General features: G+C 42.6%; 17 protein-coding genes and 1 riboswitch. Of the genes, 12 read left to right on the top strand and 5 right to left on the bottom strand.

The genetic code is table 11. The annotated features are described in order from the left end of the window. Positions 1 to 18: 18 nt before the first annotated feature. Genes obgE through pheA form a run of 3 tightly spaced genes read left to right on the top strand, consistent with a single transcriptional unit; the run spans position 19 to position 2,701 of the window. Positions 19 to 1,305, top strand: coding sequence for a GTPase ObgE (obgE, locus tag EBQ12_RS10150; protein WP_007501521.1), 1,287 nt, complete (start codon positions 19 to 21; stop codon positions 1,303 to 1,305). 55 nt (positions 1,306 to 1,360) lie between these two features. Continuing rightward, entirely contained in the window at positions 1,361 to 1,804 is a 444-nt protein-coding gene (locus EBQ12_RS10145; RefSeq protein WP_008342790.1) for an ACT domain-containing protein, read from the top strand. An 18-nt stretch (positions 1,805 to 1,822) separates the two neighbouring features. Continuing rightward, positions 1,823 to 2,701: a prephenate dehydratase gene (pheA, locus tag EBQ12_RS10140; protein ID WP_039167032.1), complete on the top strand. Its 879-nt coding sequence runs from the start codon at positions 1,823 to 1,825 to the stop codon at positions 2,699 to 2,701. Between the two features lie 24 nt (positions 2,702 to 2,725). On the opposite strand, the gene EBQ12_RS10135 is transcribed toward pheA, so the two are convergent. Together EBQ12_RS10135 and EBQ12_RS10130 are read right to left on the bottom strand one after the other, a co-directional pair. Further along, on the bottom strand, positions 2,726 to 3,265 hold the full coding sequence (locus EBQ12_RS10135; protein WP_024718395.1) for a transcription repressor NadR: 540 nt from the start codon (positions 3,263 to 3,265) through the stop codon (positions 2,726 to 2,728). Positions 3,266 to 3,268: 3 nt separating this feature from the next. Continuing rightward, positions 3,269 to 4,417, bottom strand: coding sequence for an IscS subfamily cysteine desulfurase (locus EBQ12_RS10130; RefSeq protein WP_125589893.1), 1,149 nt, complete (start codon positions 4,415 to 4,417; stop codon positions 3,269 to 3,271). A 92-nt stretch (positions 4,418 to 4,509) separates the two neighbouring features. Between EBQ12_RS10130 and nadB the strand changes: the two genes are divergently transcribed. The 5 genes from nadB to EBQ12_RS10105 all read left to right on the top strand — a co-directional run bounded on the left by nadB (position 4,510) and on the right by EBQ12_RS10105 (position 10,104). Next, positions 4,510 to 6,081 (top strand): L-aspartate oxidase, encoded by a 1,572-nt coding sequence (nadB, locus tag EBQ12_RS10125; protein ID WP_125589891.1) that lies wholly within the window; start codon positions 4,510 to 4,512, stop codon positions 6,079 to 6,081. Further along, the gene (nadC, locus tag EBQ12_RS10120) at positions 6,063 to 6,926 is read left to right on the top strand and encodes a carboxylating nicotinate-nucleotide diphosphorylase (RefSeq protein ID WP_125589889.1); all 864 of its coding nucleotides are present in this window, start codon (positions 6,063 to 6,065) and stop codon (positions 6,924 to 6,926) included. Before nadB ends, nadC begins: the two co-directional genes overlap by 19 nt. Beyond that, positions 6,913 to 8,022, top strand: a complete 1,110-nt coding sequence (gene nadA, locus EBQ12_RS10115; protein ID WP_007501511.1) for a quinolinate synthase NadA — start codon at positions 6,913 to 6,915, stop codon at positions 8,020 to 8,022. The genes nadC and nadA overlap by 14 nt, the downstream gene beginning before the upstream one ends. Positions 8,023 to 8,153: 131 nt before the next feature. After that, the gene (safA, locus tag EBQ12_RS10110) at positions 8,154 to 9,350 is read left to right on the top strand and encodes a SafA/ExsA family spore coat assembly protein (RefSeq protein ID WP_125589887.1); all 1,197 of its coding nucleotides are present in this window, start codon (positions 8,154 to 8,156) and stop codon (positions 9,348 to 9,350) included. A gap of 133 nt (positions 9,351 to 9,483) precedes the next feature. Beyond that, on the top strand, positions 9,484 to 10,104 hold the full coding sequence (locus EBQ12_RS10105) for a YhcN/YlaJ family sporulation lipoprotein (RefSeq protein WP_125589885.1): 621 nt from the start codon (positions 9,484 to 9,486) through the stop codon (positions 10,102 to 10,104). Positions 10,105 to 10,150: 46 nt separating this feature from the next. On the opposite strand, the gene EBQ12_RS10100 is transcribed toward EBQ12_RS10105, so the two are convergent. Then, entirely contained in the window at positions 10,151 to 10,783 is a 633-nt protein-coding gene (locus EBQ12_RS10100; RefSeq protein WP_025207714.1) for a LysE family transporter, read from the bottom strand. Positions 10,784 to 11,021: 238 nt separating this feature from the next. Next, positions 11,022 to 11,131: riboswitch (TPP riboswitch) on the top strand. 126 nt (positions 11,132 to 11,257) lie between these two features. Between EBQ12_RS10100 and thiC the strand changes: the two genes are divergently transcribed. Beyond that, on the top strand, positions 11,258 to 13,018 hold the full coding sequence (gene thiC / locus EBQ12_RS10095; RefSeq protein WP_125589883.1) for a phosphomethylpyrimidine synthase ThiC: 1,761 nt from the start codon (positions 11,258 to 11,260) through the stop codon (positions 13,016 to 13,018). A 31-nt stretch (positions 13,019 to 13,049) separates the two neighbouring features. Here the strand turns inward: thiC and EBQ12_RS19370 are convergent, their stop codons facing one another. Then, a complete protein-coding gene (locus EBQ12_RS19370; protein WP_162835670.1) occupies positions 13,050 to 13,199 on the bottom strand; it encodes a hypothetical protein in 150 nt (49 codons plus the stop codon). Positions 13,200 to 13,391: 192 nt separating this feature from the next. Here EBQ12_RS19370 and EBQ12_RS10090 point away from each other — a divergent pair, with 192 nt between their 5' ends. Then, positions 13,392 to 13,574 carry a hypothetical protein gene (locus tag EBQ12_RS10090; RefSeq protein ID WP_008342761.1) on the top strand — a complete coding sequence of 61 codons (183 nt, stop codon included), beginning with the start codon at positions 13,392 to 13,394 and terminating at the stop codon, positions 13,572 to 13,574. Positions 13,575 to 13,606: 32 nt separating this feature from the next. Here EBQ12_RS10090 and EBQ12_RS10085 read toward each other — a convergent pair whose 3' ends face one another. Then, entirely contained in the window at positions 13,607 to 14,251 is a 645-nt protein-coding gene (locus EBQ12_RS10085; protein ID WP_035701731.1) for a serine/threonine protein kinase, read from the bottom strand. A 226-nt stretch (positions 14,252 to 14,477) separates the two neighbouring features. Between EBQ12_RS10085 and EBQ12_RS10080 the strand changes: the two genes are divergently transcribed. Together EBQ12_RS10080 and ruvA are read left to right on the top strand one after the other, a co-directional pair. Next, positions 14,478 to 14,990: an intercompartmental signaling factor BofC gene (locus EBQ12_RS10080; protein WP_008342756.1), complete on the top strand. Its 513-nt coding sequence runs from the start codon at positions 14,478 to 14,480 to the stop codon at positions 14,988 to 14,990. 147 nt (positions 14,991 to 15,137) lie between these two features. Further along, a complete protein-coding gene (gene ruvA, locus EBQ12_RS10075) occupies positions 15,138 to 15,743 on the top strand; it encodes a Holliday junction branch migration protein RuvA (protein WP_017358123.1) in 606 nt (201 codons plus the stop codon). Positions 15,744 to 15,753: the final 10 nt, after the last annotated feature.

Here is a 15,753-nt window from a genome sequence, read left to right as displayed (position 1 = left end):
AGAGAAACGGAGGAAGTTATGTTTGTAGATCAGGTTAAAGTGTATGTTAAAGGCGGTGACGGCGGAAACGGTATGGTGGCGTTCCGTCGTGAAAAATATGTGCCAAAAGGCGGGCCAGCAGGCGGCGACGGCGGAAATGGTGCAGATGTAGTATTTGAAGTAGACGAAGGACTCAGAACGTTGATGGACTTTCGTTATAAGCGTCATTTCAAGGCGGACCGCGGTGAGCATGGAATGAGTAAAAATCAGCATGGCCGAAATGCGGAAGAAATGATTGTTAAAGTTCCGCCGGGTACAGTGGTGACAGATGCTGAGACGGAACAAGTACTAGCTGACTTGACAGAGCATGGACAGCGGGCTGTGATTGCCAAAGGTGGACGTGGCGGACGTGGAAATTCACGCTTCGCAACACCAGCAAACCCTGCACCACAGCTGTCTGAAAACGGTGAGCCAGGTAAAGAACGTGACGTCATCTTAGAATTAAAAGTACTTGCAGATGTTGGACTTGTTGGTTTCCCAAGTGTCGGGAAGTCAACACTGCTTTCGATTGTCTCTTCTGCGAAACCAAAAATTGCGGATTATCATTTTACAACGCTTGTGCCAAACCTCGGAGTTGTTGAAACAGACGATAACCGAAGCTTTGTCATGGCGGATCTGCCAGGACTGATCGAAGGAGCGCACGAAGGTGTTGGCTTAGGTCATCAATTTTTACGCCACATTGAACGTACACGTGTCATTGTCCATGTCATTGATATGTCTGGACTTGAAGGGCGTGACCCATACGAAGATTACGTGACGATTAACGAAGAGCTTGAGCAATACAACATGAGATTGACAGAGCGTCCGCAAATCATTGTAGCGAACAAAATGGACATGCCGGATGCAGCTGACAATCTAGCGGCATTTAAAGAAAAATTAACAGATGACTATAAAGTGTTCCCAATTAGTGCGATCACAAGAGAAGGGCTTCGTGAGCTCTTATTTGAAATTGCCAATCAGCTTGAAACAACACCGGAATTCCCGCTCTACAATGAAGAAGAGCTCTCTGATAACCGTGTGATGTACAAGTTTGATGAAGGAGAAGCAGCATTTGAGATCTCAAGAGATCCTGATGGTACGTTTGTCTTAACTGGTAAAGCACTTGAGCGACTGTTTAAGATGACAGATTTCTCAAGAGACGAGTCAGTGAAACGATTCTCTAGACAGCTGCGCGGAATGGGCGTTGATGATGCCCTGCGTGAACGTGGTGCTAAAGATGGAGACATCATTCGTCTGCTTGAATTTGAATTTGAATTTATCGATTGATCAAAAGGAGGGTCCAGTTCATGGGCTCTCCCGTTTTTAAAAGGGGAGAAAACAGGTGAAAGAAGAAACGTTCTATTTAGTAAGAGAGGATGTACTTCCGGATGCGATGCGAAAAACGCTTGAAGTCAAAAAGCTTCTCGATCGCAAAAAAGCGGATTCAGTTGCCGATGCTGTTCAAAAAGCGGATTTAAGCCGCAGTGCTTTTTATAAATATCGAGATGCTGTTTTTCCATTTTATACGATGGTCAAAGAGCAGATCATCACATTGTTTTTCCACCTGGAGGATCGGTCTGGGGCTCTGTCTAGGCTGCTGCAAATTGTGGCTGACTCTGGCTGTAATGTGTTATCCATTCACCAAACGATTCCGCTGCAAGGAAGAGCGAATGTTACCCTGTCAATCAGTACGGCCGGCATGGCAGATGATATCAATACAGTCATGAATCAATTAAGAAAACTTGAATTTGTCGAAAAAGTTGAAATTCTAGGTTCTGGGGCGTAAAAGGAGAGATCATAGCAGATGAAGCAATTAACGGTAGGTTACTTTGGACCAGAGGCCACATTTACTCATTTGGCTGTCTGTTCTTGTTTTCCAAAAGAAGCAGAGCAACGGGCTTATGCAACCATTCCGCAATGTATGGATGCCGTGTCAAAGGGAGAAGTAGATTTGGCGGTCGTTCCACTTGAAAATGCACTCGAAGGATCTGTGAACTTAACGATTGATTATTTAATTCATGAGGACGCTTTGTCCATTGTAGGCGAAATGACAGCACCGATTCGTCAGCACCTGCTTGTCCATCCATCGAGAGCGGAGAGCTGGGAGACATTAGATGTGATTCAGTCACATCCGCACGCCATTGCGCAGTGTCATCAATTTTTGAAGAGGCAGTTCCCTGATATTCCGCATCGGCCAGTGGAATCAACAGGCTATGCAGCAAAATACATCAGTGAGCATCCAGATGAAGCTGTTGGTGCGATTGCGAATGAAATCGCCGCAAAAACGTACGGATTGACGATTGCGAAAAAAGACATTCATGATTATCCGCACAATCATACACGTTTTGTTATTTTACATAAAGAGGCGAAGGCATCGTTCCCAATGAATTCTGGTTTTTCTTCAAAGCCAAAAACGACCATTGTTGTCAGCCTGCCAAAGGATGATCAGTCTGGTGCATTGCACCGCGTGTTATCAGCTTTTTCATGGCGGAATCTCAATTTGTCCAAAATTGAATCGCGTCCGACAAAAACAGGCCTTGGACACTATTTATTTATCATTGATATCGAAAAAGAGATGGATGATGTACTTGTCCCTGGCGCCATTCAAGAATTAGAAGCGATTGGCTGTGAAGTGAAACTACTCGGCAGCTATCAAACATATGAATTAACGAATGAAAAATAGTGTCCTGCAGGGGACACTATTTTTTTAGTCTTTAATGAGAAATCCAGCGTCATCAAGCGCTTGAATGGCTTGGTCAAGCTGCTTTTGGCTGTAGGAAGTAAGGGTATGTAAGTGTACGCCGTCTGTCAGCTCTGATAAGTAGGAGGCGCCTGTATTAGAAATATGATGAACGAAGTCAGCCACTTGTTTGCGCGTACTCACTCGAATAGAGGCCGTTAGCTCCCCGTAGACAGGGTGCTCAATCATCACGTCTTTCACCGTTACACCGTAGTCTACAATCAGTGTGAGCTCCTCTTCTGTACGATGAGGATCGTGCTTGCAAGCGATAATCTGTTCAATTTCAGTTTCCGGTGTATGCTGCGCCATATACACATAGCCTTGGCTTGTGGCAATAATGGGTTCGTTTTTTGCTTTGAGTAATGAAATATCTTGTACAATGACTTGTCGTGAGACAGCGGCTTTTTTGGCTAAAAAACTTCCAGTGAGTGGTGTATCTGTCTCTTTCAGCCACTTTAAAATGGCGTTTCTTCTTTCTTCGCCAATGAGTTTTCTCTCTTGTTCCACGTTTTATGCTCCTTTCTTCTCCTTTTGCAAGCGCTCAAATGTATGCAAAAGCTGATCGATGTCATCCTTTGATGATCCTCGTCCAAATGATAGTCGAATGAATTGAAGGGCATCACGATCTGATACATGTAATGCCTTTACAGCAGGGGAAGGGTGATGATAACCAGAAGCGCATGCACTTCCAGTAGATATACAAATTCCCTGCCGATTACAAGCTAACATTACATATTGTCCTTCAAACCCTTCAAAAAAACAACCAATAATATGAGGGAGCGTGCGGCGCTGGTCACTTTCTTGCAGCATGCGGACAGGCAGCTGCCTTTTTTTTAGCTGCTGAAGAAAATAATCACGAAGCTGAATATCTAGCTGTTGCTGTTGATCTATTTTCAGCATGATTTGCTCGCTCGCGGCAACAAAAGCACCGATACATGGAACGTTCACTGTCCCTGGGCGTAGACCATTTTCCTGTACAGTATGTTGATATATAGGCTTCCAAGGGACATGTGTTCCCATATAGACAGCACCGGCGCCCTTAGGTGCATACACTTTATGACTCGAAATGGAGAGGGCATCAACCCCAAGTTCTTTAATCGACACATGCATTTTTCCGAATGTCTGCACTGCATCTGTATGAAAAAGAATATCTCTTTCTTTTAAGAGCGTCGCTAATTCAGCTAATGGCTGAATAATCCCAGTTTCTGAGTTGGCATGCTGGATGGATACTAGTCCGGTTTCAGGCAATAGAGCCTGTTTGAGAATCTCCTTTGTGATAATTCCTTCTTGATTCGGGTCTATGACCGTCACCTTCACACCGAGACGCTGCAAGGCATTGACCGCATGATGAACGGAAGGGTGCTCTACTGATGTGGTAATGACATGCTGTTTATGTGGAGGCAGCCCATTTATGATCGATTGAATCGCAAGGATATTGGATTCAGTTCCGCCACTTGTAAAGTAAATGCCATCAGGTTCGCCCCCTAGAATCGCTGCAAGTGATTGTCTGCTGTAAGCCAAGATTTCATTTGCTCTTCCTCCTGCATCATGCAGGCTGCTCGCATTTCCGTAACATTCTTTGCTCAACTGCTGAAATACATGCAGTGATTCCTCAGAAACAGGTGTAGAAGCTGCATAATCTAAATAAATCAAATCCATCCATCTCCTGTGTGAAAATTTTTTCTTGTATTTATTGTAGTGTTGTGTAATGATATGTGTCAAGACAGGTGTAAATGACAGGAGGGGCAATTGTGTCATCTATTAAAAAAGTCATTGTGGTGGGGTCGGGCATTGCGGCTCTTTCCTTTGTGAATTCGATCTCAGAGAACTGCCAAGTCATCATGATGACAAAAAAACAATTTTCCTCTAGTAATTCCATGCTCGCACAAGGGGGAATCGCTGCAGCCTTTTCCGCACATGATTCTGTCGATCAGCATGTGCAAGACACTTTAGCTGCGGGGTGTGGTCACAATGATGACAAAACTGTACAGGAGATCGTCCGTCATGGAAAAGATCTTGTAAAGAAGCTCGTAGAAGAGGGCTGCCCATTTGATCGAGATGAAACGGGAATCCCACAGTTAGGTAAAGAGGGAGCCCATACGACCCATCGTATTCTGCATGCAGGGGGAGATCAAACGGGAAAAACCCTCGTGCAGTTTTTGAAAGGGAAGCTCGGCTCACACATTCATGTATACGAAAACCATCATGTCATGGATCTGTTAGTTCATGATGGGGTATGTACAGGTGTTGTGTGGAAAGACGAAAAAGGTCATGTACATACAATGACCGCAGATGCAGTTGTATTATCCACTGGCGGCTGTGGATCCTTATATGAGACAAACACAAATGATCCGTCTGTGACAGGAGACGGTCTGATGATGGCCTATCGCGCAGGGGCACAGCTAGTAGATCTCGAATTTGTGCAATTCCATCCGACCCTTTTGACCACTTCAGGTAAAGCGATCGGTCTCGTATCAGAGGCAGTCAGGGGAGAGGGCGCCTATTTAGAAGATGAATCAGGCAGGCGGATCATGAAAGGAATCCACCCGCAGAGCGATTTAGCGCCTAGAGATGTGGTGGCAAGGACCATTTTCCATGAGCAGCAACTCGGTCATTCCATTTATCTTAACATCCGTGATATTCCGCATTTTTCTGCACGTTTTCCTGCGATTGCTTCTATGTGTCAGCGTGCGGGAGTTGATATGGCAAGCGGAAGGCTGCCAGTTTCACCCGGTATGCACTTTTTAATGGGTGGAATTAAGGTGAATGAACATGGAGAAACAACAGTTCCATCACTTTTCGCCATTGGTGAAGCTGCTTGTACAGGTTTACATGGCGCCAATCGACTGGCAAGTAATTCGCTCTTAGAAGGTCTCGTTCTAGGAAACAACGCAGCACGGTATATTGAGCGGTTGCAAACCTGGCAAGATAAAAACCTTGCTCCTTCCATTCAAGAATTATGGTCTGTCCCAATGGTGTCACTGGCTCAGCTCAGAAAATGGATGACAGCATATGCCGCAATTGTGAGAGATGAGAAAGGCTTACAGACTTTGCTCGATCATTTAGAACAAGTCTCTTTTCAGCAAATCAATGTGAAGAATATCACAAATGAACAGATCGAAATAACTAATCAATGGGCTTTAGCCATATGCCTTGTCAAATCCGCATTACTCCGAACAGAGAGCAGGGGCGGTCATTATCGCACAGATTATCCTAATCGGCATGATGCTTCGTGGCGAGCAAAACAGATTGTACATGAACAGGGCCATATTTATATCGTAAAAAATGAAAGGATTGGTGCCAAATGGAACGTTTACAGTTAAAGCAAATGCTCACTTATTTTTTAAAAGAAGATATTGGGTTTGGAGATGTGTCCGCTGATGCCATCTTTGGAGACAAGAAAGGAACAGCTTACATCATGGCGAAACAATCAGGCGTATTGGCCGGGACGCAAGTCATTGATATGGGATACAAACTGCTGAATGAACAAGTTCAAACTGAGCTGTTTTTCCAGGAAGGTGATTGGATTCATGAAGGGGCTGTACTGGCACAAATAACAGGCCCCGTCAACGATTTGCTGAAAGGGGAGCGGGTGGTGTTGAATATCCTACAAAGAATGACAGGGATTGCTACACTAACGCATGAAGCAGTAGAGCGATTAGCTGATCCATCAATTACGATTTGTGATACGAGAAAGACGACACCCGGTTTGCGCATGCTGGAGAAGTACGCAGTAAAAGTCGGAGGCGGAAAGAATCATCGTTTCGGCTTATCAGATGGGGTGATGATTAAAGATAATCATATTGCGGCTTGTGGTTCTATCAGGGAAGCTGTGGAGAAAGCAAGAGCATACGCCGGTCATATGGTGAAAATTGAAGTGGAAATTGAATCAGAAGCACAGCTGATGGAAGCCATTGAAGCCAAAGCAGATGTCATCATGTTTGACAACTGCTCTCCAGACGAAGTGAAGCGCTTTAAACTAATGACCCCTGAAACCATATTGACAGAGGCATCAGGCGGCATCACGTTAGAGAATGTGGCTAACTACCGGGGGACAGGTGTAGACCTTATTTCACTTGGATTCCTCACACATTCTGCTCCATCATTCGATTTTAGTATGAATATGAAATTCAGCCATAAAGGGGGAACGACTCATGTCCATGCTTGATGTGTTAGCAGCGCAGCATACAGCCATGATGCCAGATGAATATAAACAGCGCTCTTATGATGAAATGAAAGAGAGAGTATTAGAGATTAAACGCGCCTTTGGATCAAAGCTTTTTATACCGGGTCATCATTATCAAAAAGATGAAGTCATCCAATTTGCTGATGTGACAGGTGATTCATTGCAGCTTGCACAAATTGCTGCTGACAATCACGAAGCAGAATACATTGTATTTTGCGGGGTTCATTTTATGGCAGAAACGGCCGATATGCTATCAAAAAAGAATCAGCACGTCTTTTTGCCAGATATGAGAGCAGGTTGTTCAATGGCAGATATGGCGAATATGAAACAAACAGACAGGGCGTGGGATCAGCTCACTGAGCTGTTTGGAGATACGATCCTTCCACTGACTTATGTAAACTCAACGGCTGATATTAAAGCATTTGTCGGCAAACATGGCGGATCGACTGTCACATCTTCAAACGCTAAAAAAGTATTGGAGTGGGCGCTGACCCAAAAAGAGCGGATTCTTTTTCTTCCTGATCAGCATTTAGGGCGTAACACGGCCTATGATTTAGGGATTCCGCTAGAGGAAATGGCTGTCTGGGATCAAATAGAAGAAAAGCTCATCACCGACCAACCGCTTCATCGAATCAAAATGATTTTATGGAAAGGTCATTGCTCTGTTCATGAGAAATTTACCATTGAGAATATTGAACAAACGAGAAAACGAGACCGTGACATACAGATTCTTGTTCATCCAGAGTGTACACATGAAGTTGTAAAGGCTTCTGATCTAGCTGGTTCAACGAAATTTATTATTGATACGATCAAGCAGGCACCAGCAGGAAGCAAGTGGGCCATTGGAACAGAAATGAATTTAGTGAAACGCATCATTGACCAGCACCCTGACAAACAAATCGAATCCCTCAATCCAGATATGTGTCCATGTTTGACAATGAACCGTATTGATCTGCCTCATCTACTATGGTCACTTGAAAGCATTGAAAAAGGGGAGCCAGTCGGTTTGATTCAAGTGAATGAAGAGACGACAAAAGAGGCATTGCTCGCTTTAAATAAGATGCTCACCATTAAATAATGCAGTGTCCCCTCCTATCAGAAAACAAGTTTTTATCATATCGGCTTGTAAATAGGCATAAATTTATGTTGAAACATATTGTACTTCTGACATAACCGCTACGTTCACGTTTTGCATAGGAGGGGAAAACGTTGAAAATTCATATTGTGCAAAAAGGAGACTCCCTTTGGAAAATTTCAAAGAAGTACGGAGTCGACTTTCAAGAATTGAAAAAATTAAATTCGCAGCTCAGTAATCCAGATTTGATCATGCCAGGAATGAAAATCAAAATTCCATCTAGTGGTGTTCCTGTCAAAACCGATCATCACAAAGCAAAAGAAATGCCAAAAGCAAAAGAACACCCGTATGTAAAAGAAAAGCCAAAGGATGTCGTGCAAGTTCAAGATACGAAGCCGAAGGAAAAGCCGAATGAACCGGTACCTTATGTGCCACCAGTACCAAAGATTGAACAGCCAGTTTTTCCACAAGTTGATGTAAACTATTATCAGACGAATCTCTACCAGCCATTCACGCCTCCTCCCAAAAAAGAACATCATGAGAAAAAAGATCACGTTCATGAAAAGAAAGATCATGTTCATGAGAAAAAGGATCATAAAGATCACAAGGACCATTTTCATCATGAAAATAAGGATCATTTCAAAGATGAAGTGGCAAAGGGATATGATCCATTCATTCATATCCCACATCAAAAAGAGGAGGGAAAAGATATGGAGCATAGTAATTACCCAAACCTTCCTAATTTCCCGCAAATGCCGAATGTTGGAGGGGCAGCAGTAGGGGGCATGGCTGAAAATAAAGAGCATCACCACCATCATCAAGAATCATATGATCCTTATTATGGTTATGGTCATTACATGCCAGCAATGTATCCATATCCGCAGCAAATGGTACCCGCTTCTCCTATATTACCGGGATCAGGCCTTTGTTATCCGGTACAGCCGTATTATCACCATCACATGATGCCGTACCCTTATCCGGCGGCTCAGCCGTATTACCCTGCGTATCAAGCACCAGCTTATTACGGTGAAAATCACGAGCATCATGCAAACGATGGGCATCACTGGCACCACCATATGCATCCAAATGCAGGAGCGAATGCGAATGCCAATGCCAATCAAGGCTTTTATCCAAACGCTCCAAATGAAGCATATGGCAAGGAAGACTGCGGATGCGATGATGGGATGAAGCATCATCAACCATGGCCTGGACATTATCCAAACCCTGTTCCATATGGTCAAATGGGTGCTTATCCAGCACAGCCTTATATGCAGCAGCCTTATCAAAACCCATCTGTTTTTGCAAGACCAGAAGAAAACGAAGAAGATTAATGTCACAAGGGACGATCTCAATCGTTCCTTTTTTTGTTTATAACTGACAGCTTGTTTTTGTCCTCAACTGTACATGCTAAAACAGAGCATGTTTTGCGCTCATGAGATTCAATTTGTACAGGGGGTTTTTCGTTTGAGACAAAAATGGCAAAAAGCAATCGCCTTAGTGCTTCTACCTATTGGATTAACGGCATGTGGTACAAATAACAATGCGGGTGTAGATACACGTCATAATCAATCAGGCCAGCCAGTTGGATACCACTCCAATCAACAGGCAACAGACAACAACCAAGATCATCAAGGACCGGTTTCTGAGCTTATGGAGGGAATGAATGGAAGAAATACAACGAATGTTGATGATCGTTCACGCCCTACACAGGATCAAGTGAGAATGCCACTTACTGGTGGAGATGGACGCTACAGTCATGGAGATATGAACTATCATAACCAAATGTCGTTCTCTGGCTACGATAAACAAGAGAACATCCAGCGTTCAAGAAAAATCGCCAACCGAGTGAACAAAATGAACCATGTGACAGACTCACAAGTCATGGTGACGGATGAAAATGTGTATATTGCTCTTAAAACAGATGGGCGCTTGACATCAGAGGGTGTATCACAAGTAGAAGAAGCAGCGACTCGTTATGCAGATGGAAGAGCTGTCCAAGTCATTAAAGACGAAGGCGCATTTACACGCTTCAGAGATATGAGAAAAACGCAATTTGAAACAGGTCAGACAGGCATGACCCGTTAAGCTGGAATAAAAAAGGCTAAAGTTCATGATGAACTTTAGCCTTTCTTTAAAAATAAACTTTGATCCCGATATAAAATTCATAAAAGAAATAACAGCCAAATCCAAGTAATAAAATACCGGCAACAATGGATGTCCACTTAATCATTGTTCGATTCATCACTTTTCTTGTTAGGGAAACAATCGTGAGAAGACCGATGTCATGAAGAAGAATCCCTGCCAAAATACCCGCAGCAGCCAATATAAATTCAGATGAATTTGTATTCGTATAAGCATCTGCCAGTACAGCACCAAACACAGATACCCAGAACACAAGGTTTCCAGGTGATACCGCGACGAGCAGCCCATTTCGGTATGTTTTAGCGAATGATTTATTCACTTTTTCTCCTGCTAAATGGATGTCTTGATCCGCATTTTTAATCGAATCGTAGGCAAGAATCATTAAAAAGATGGCACCGATCAGCCAGAGAGGAATTTGGATAAAGGGCAAAGATAAAAATTGAGCAAATCCAGCATATAAAGCCAAGATGAGCAATATATCGATGGTCATACCACCAGCGCCTACAGTTAATCCATGAAAGAATCCGTTTTTTAATCCCTGCTTTGTCATTTCAACCGTGATCGCTCCAACAGGTAGAGCAATTGAGAATCCAACGACGATAAATGTAAGAAATGTTTGCAATCGACTAGAACTTCCTTTGAATCATGTTTGTATAAAAATTCTCCGTTTAGATTAATTATACATATTAGGAGAAAAGGATCAATGATTATTTCTTATTTAATCGAAATGAGAGAGATAAATCGTGTATAGAAAAATGTATATCGTGAAGATCGTGTATTCATTGTAGGGGAAAGGAACTATTTTCCTAAAACTTCTTTTTTTCATTTCTCAGCTATGCTACACTGTTGTGGAAATCAATATAAGTGACTAGGGGTGCCCGGAAATGCGGGCTGAGAGAGAAGACAAGCTTCTTAACCCTTTGGACCTGATCTGGCTCGTACCAGCGTGGGGAAGTTGAAGATGATACATGTGCCATATGAATGGCATACATGTTTTTTTCTGACGACGAAACCAGGTTCTTTACATAGAATCTGGTTTTTTGCTGGTGCTGATTCCATCCTGACCGGTCACACGAAAAGAAGGAGAGAACAGCAAATGAATGAAAAGACAAATGTTCCATCAACGCAATCTTTATTATCAAACTTTGAAGGCAGTCGAAAGGTATATGAACAAGGCTCAAGACCTGACATTTTGGTGCCAAAAAGAGAAATCGTGCTCACAAATACAGTGACACAAGCAGGTGATATCGAAAATGAACCGATTCGTGTGTACGATACAAGTGGACCGTATACAGATGCGGAGGCTCATATTGATGTCACAAAGGGATTAAAGCGCCTGAGATCAGCATGGATTAAGGAAAGAGAAGATACTGAAAGCTATGAAGGGCGTCAAGTAAAGCCAGAAGATAATGGATATCGCTTGAATGGGAAAGAATCCTTTCAAGCTGCCCATACAGATTTTCATCATGTGCCGCTCCGCGGGAAACAAGGTGCTTGTGTGACGCAAATGCATTATGCAAAAAAGGGCATCATTACGCCTGAAATGGAGTTTATCGCTTTGAGAGAACAGCTAAGTCCTGAGTTTGTTAGAGAGGAAGTGGCTAGTGGGAGAGCGGTCATTCCAGCGAATATCAACCATTCTGAAAGTGAGCCGATGATCATCGGAAAGAATTTTCACGTGAAAATTAATGCGAATATTGGCAATTCAGCTGTGACGTCGTCCATTGAAGAAGAGGTGGAGAAGATGACATGGGCAATTAGATGGGGGGCAGATACGATGATGGACCTGTCTACAGGAAAGGACATTCATACAACGAGAGAATGGATTATCCGCAATTGCCCAGTCCCAGTAGGAACTGTCCCAATTTATCAGGCACTTGAAAAAGTGAATGGAATCGCAGAAAATTTGACGTGGGAAGTATACCGAGACACATTAATTGAACAGGCAGAGCAAGGGGTTGACTACTTCACCATTCATGCGGGCGTCCTGTTAAGGTATATTCCGCTCACAGTCGACCGGGTCACAGGAATTGTTTCAAGAGGCGGAGCCATTATGGCAAGATGGTGTCTCGCTCATCATCAAGAGAACTTTCTTTATACCCATTTTGAAGAAATTTGTGAAATTATGAAAACATATGACATTGCCTTTTCGCTTGGGGACGGGCTCAGACCTGGATCCATTGCGGACGCAAATGACGAAGCGCAGTTTGCAGAACTCGAAACGTTAGGGGAATTGACAGAGATCGCTTGGAAACATGATGTACAGGTCATGATTGAAGGACCTGGTCATGTTCCAATGGATAAAATCAAAGAGAATGTCGATAAGCAGATGGAGATATGCAAAGAGGCACCTTTTTATACGTTAGGCCCTCTAACAACAGATATTGCACCGGGATATGATCATATTACATCCGCGATCGGTGCGGCGATGATCGGCTGGTACGGAACAGCCATGCTGTGCTATGTGACACCAAAAGAGCATTTAGGTCTGCCGAACAAAGAAGATGTAAGAGAAGGCGTCATCGCCTATAAAATTGCCGCACATGCAGCTGATGTAGCAAAAGGACATCCTGCTGCTCAAAAGCGTGATGATGCCTTATCAAAAGCGAGATTTGAATTCAGATGGCGGGATCAATTTCACCTGTCACTTGACCCAGAACGAGCGCTGGCATTCCATGATGAAACATTGCCTGCTGAAGGTGCTAAAACCGCTCATTTCTGTTCCATGTGTGGACCAAAGTTTTGCAGTATGAAAATATCCCATGACATCCGCAACCAATCAGAAGAAGTGAAAAGAGAGATGGAGAAGAAGGCAAAAGAGTTTATCAATCAAGGCAGTCAAATCTATCAATCCTAAAAAAAACCTCGCACTCCTCTAGTGCGGGGTTTTATAAAACGGCTGAAATGGCTTTTCTCACGAGGTGGAAAAATGCTCTTACTGCAATCGCCATCGTTTCAATACTTGGGATGAGGGCATCTGTTAAATGAAATAGAACTGTTTGTCTCTCTGGAGATGTTCGTTTTTTCTTTTGTTTCATAAAGACAGCCTCCTTTTCATTCAATATACTTCTTTTGAAGAGTATATAGATAGATATGTTGTGCGAATTTAAACAAAATTTAAACTTCTTGTGTTTAGAAGGAAAGAAGCAGGGGAAACGGATTGAATAGAGAATGAATGAAAAGAGCTGACCGATTCGGTTAGTGAACAAGACAGAGTGGAAGGTGATCTTATGATGAAAGTATTTAAGGTAACATTTCATATGAACAATGGGGAAGTGCTCGATTTCGAGCTGAAACGTCCAGCCACCTATGATGTGTATAAAAAAATTGAGGAAGCCAATCATTGGTTTAAGCTGAATAATGAAATCATTAACCTATTAAATGTGAATAGTATCCATGTAGAAACAGAATAAAACTAAAAGCCGCTCGAAAAGAGCGGCTTTCATTATGCAGTAAAATCATTTCGATTGTTCAGCTGACCTCGAGACAGCCAGTTTTTCTTATACAAATAGGCAATCACTTCAAGCCACAGACGCGGCGCTTTTTTAGGGAAAAAAGGTTTTTGATAATAGGCGTATGCAGCTTTTAAATCATCCCATTGATGACATGTTTTCGTTTGCGTGAAGCGGGCGACGTCAATGACCCTGACGCGGCCATCCTTTGTTAAAATTAAATTTCGCAGATGAATATCAGAAGGATTTAAACCTTTCGCGCGTGCTTCTTCCAGCGCATCATCTACTTGTTCAATCATTTGTTTTTTGATCGGAATTCCTTTTGTCAGGCATTCATAGAAAGTATAACCTTTAATATATTCCATTAAAATATACTGATCCCCAGACTCGTAAATCTCAGGATAATAGGAGGAGCCGGAAAGTTTTTCATAAATTGCAGCCTCTTTGCGGGCGATGTTTCGATAAGAAGGAAAAAAGACTTTTAACGCCATTTTCTTGTCGTCTTTTTTGTATGAAAATACATAGGCACTTCTTCCTTTGCCGCACAGCTCAAGCTCAGCCGGTTTAAAGACGAGCTTATTAAAACGCTTTTCTTCTTGATACTGAATCGATTCGGCTAATCTTTTGACATCTGACATTGACTTCACCTTCTTTGGTTTCAGTTTATGCGGCTGAAAAACGAATGATGAAAAAACCATGTAATTCGGTAGAGCAATGGATTGTATAAAACATAACATTTACGCACGAAGGATACAACGAAAGACGCTCAATATGTGTCAAGACATCGATTTGGTTAATGTGGAGCAAAATGGGTCAAACTACATATGTCATGCATCGATCTTATGTTCTAAAGAGGTGTAAATAGTGAAAGTGAAAATAAAGTATTTCGTTACAGGACTTATCATGACAAGTGTACTCTTTTTCGCTGTTGATATGGAAGCAGCAGAACACTTGCAAAAAGAGTCAAAAACCATCAACGTTCAGCTTGAAAAGGTCTATCTAGACGGCGATGTAAGTATTGAAAGACAGCGGGCATCATTAGAAGACAAAGACACATTTTGGGCCCAGTATAAGGGCTGGACATTGGTAGAACAGCGAGAGGATTTTGCCCTTTTTAGAAAGCAAATTGACGATATATCGCCTTTGAGTAAAGCAAATGGATATATCGGATTATCAGAAGACGGCGTGATTTCTACGTTTCATGGAAGGCCTGACGGGTGGGCGGAGCCTATTCATCTCTTTTTTCAAATTGATACGTCCCGCTTGGAAAGTCATGTAGAGCAGCAGCTTGCACAAGGCATTCCGTTTCGAACAAAAGATGAATTTGAGCATGTGCTTGAAGTCATGAAACCTTACCGAAATGAACAATCGTTTTAATCGTATGACAGCTTGCTGGTGTGAAGACCGCAAGCTCTTTTTCATGGGTTGACGATGAAAAAAGGCTGAGCGAACGTATGTTAACTTTTATTACGGTTTTCTCTTCGATTTATGTTACAATGGAGAACAGTCAAAGAGGTGAAAACGGTGATAGAGTTTGTAAAAGGGACCATTGATTATGTGTGCCCGCAATATGTTGTCATTGAAAACGGCGGAGTGGGATATCAAGTCTATACCCCAAATCCGTTTATCTATCGAGTAACAAAACAAGAAACGATTTATACGTATCATTACATAAAGGAAGACGCTTTTTCGTTATATGGATTCCAAACACGAGAAGAAAAAGCGTTGTTCACAAAACTGTTAAATGTCACAGGGATTGGACCGAAGGGTGCGCTTGCGATTCTTGCTTCCGGTGACCCTGGCGCTGTCATTTCAGCGATCGAACGAGAGGATGAAGCTTTTCTCATTAAATTCCCGGGTGTTGGCAAAAAAACAGCACGACAGATCATTCTAGATCTGAAAGGGAAGCTCGCAGATGTGGTGCCTGAAATGATAGGAAACTTATTTAACCACGAGGATCATATCCAGATTGAAACGCAGCAAAGCGCTTTAGATGAAGCGGTTGAAGCCTTAAGTGTCCTTGGGTATGGTGATCGTGAAATCAAAAAGGTTCTTCCTTTATTAAAAGAAGAGAAGAATCTTACAACCGATCAATATGTGAAAAAAGCTTTACAAAAAATGTTGAAATAGGGTGATGTCT

It is taken from the genome of Bacillus sp. 2B09 (assembly GCF_003946835.1).
GTDB classification, from domain to species: Bacteria; Bacillota; Bacilli; order Bacillales; family Bacillaceae; genus Bacillus; species Bacillus altitudinis.
Note: the sequence above shows the minus strand (reverse complement) of the source record. Positions and strands in the feature narration are given on the sequence as shown.

What these genes read in the sequence shown, in the direction of transcription:
- obgE (WP_007501521.1), top strand. Translation starts at nt 19, where the DNA reads ATGTTTGTAGATCAGGTTAAAGTGTATGTTAAAGGCGGTGACGGCGGA.
- pheA (WP_039167032.1), top strand. Translation starts at nt 1,823, where the DNA reads ATGAAGCAATTAACGGTAGGTTACTTTGGACCAGAGGCCACATTTACT.
- EBQ12_RS10130 (WP_125589893.1), bottom strand. Translation starts at nt 4,417, where the DNA reads ATGGATTTGATTTATTTAGATTATGCAGCTTCTACACCTGTTTCTGAG.
- nadC (WP_125589889.1), top strand. Translation starts at nt 6,063, where the DNA reads ATGGAACGTTTACAGTTAAAGCAAATGCTCACTTATTTTTTAAAAGAA.
- nadA (WP_007501511.1), top strand. Translation starts at nt 6,913, where the DNA reads ATGTCCATGCTTGATGTGTTAGCAGCGCAGCATACAGCCATGATGCCA.
- thiC (WP_125589883.1), top strand. Translation starts at nt 11,258, where the DNA reads ATGAATGAAAAGACAAATGTTCCATCAACGCAATCTTTATTATCAAAC.
- EBQ12_RS19370 (WP_162835670.1), bottom strand. Translation starts at nt 13,199, where the DNA reads ATGAAACAAAAGAAAAAACGAACATCTCCAGAGAGACAAACAGTTCTA.
- EBQ12_RS10090 (WP_008342761.1), top strand. Translation starts at nt 13,392, where the DNA reads ATGATGAAAGTATTTAAGGTAACATTTCATATGAACAATGGGGAAGTG.
- EBQ12_RS10085 (WP_035701731.1), bottom strand. Translation starts at nt 14,251, where the DNA reads ATGTCAGATGTCAAAAGATTAGCCGAATCGATTCAGTATCAAGAAGAA.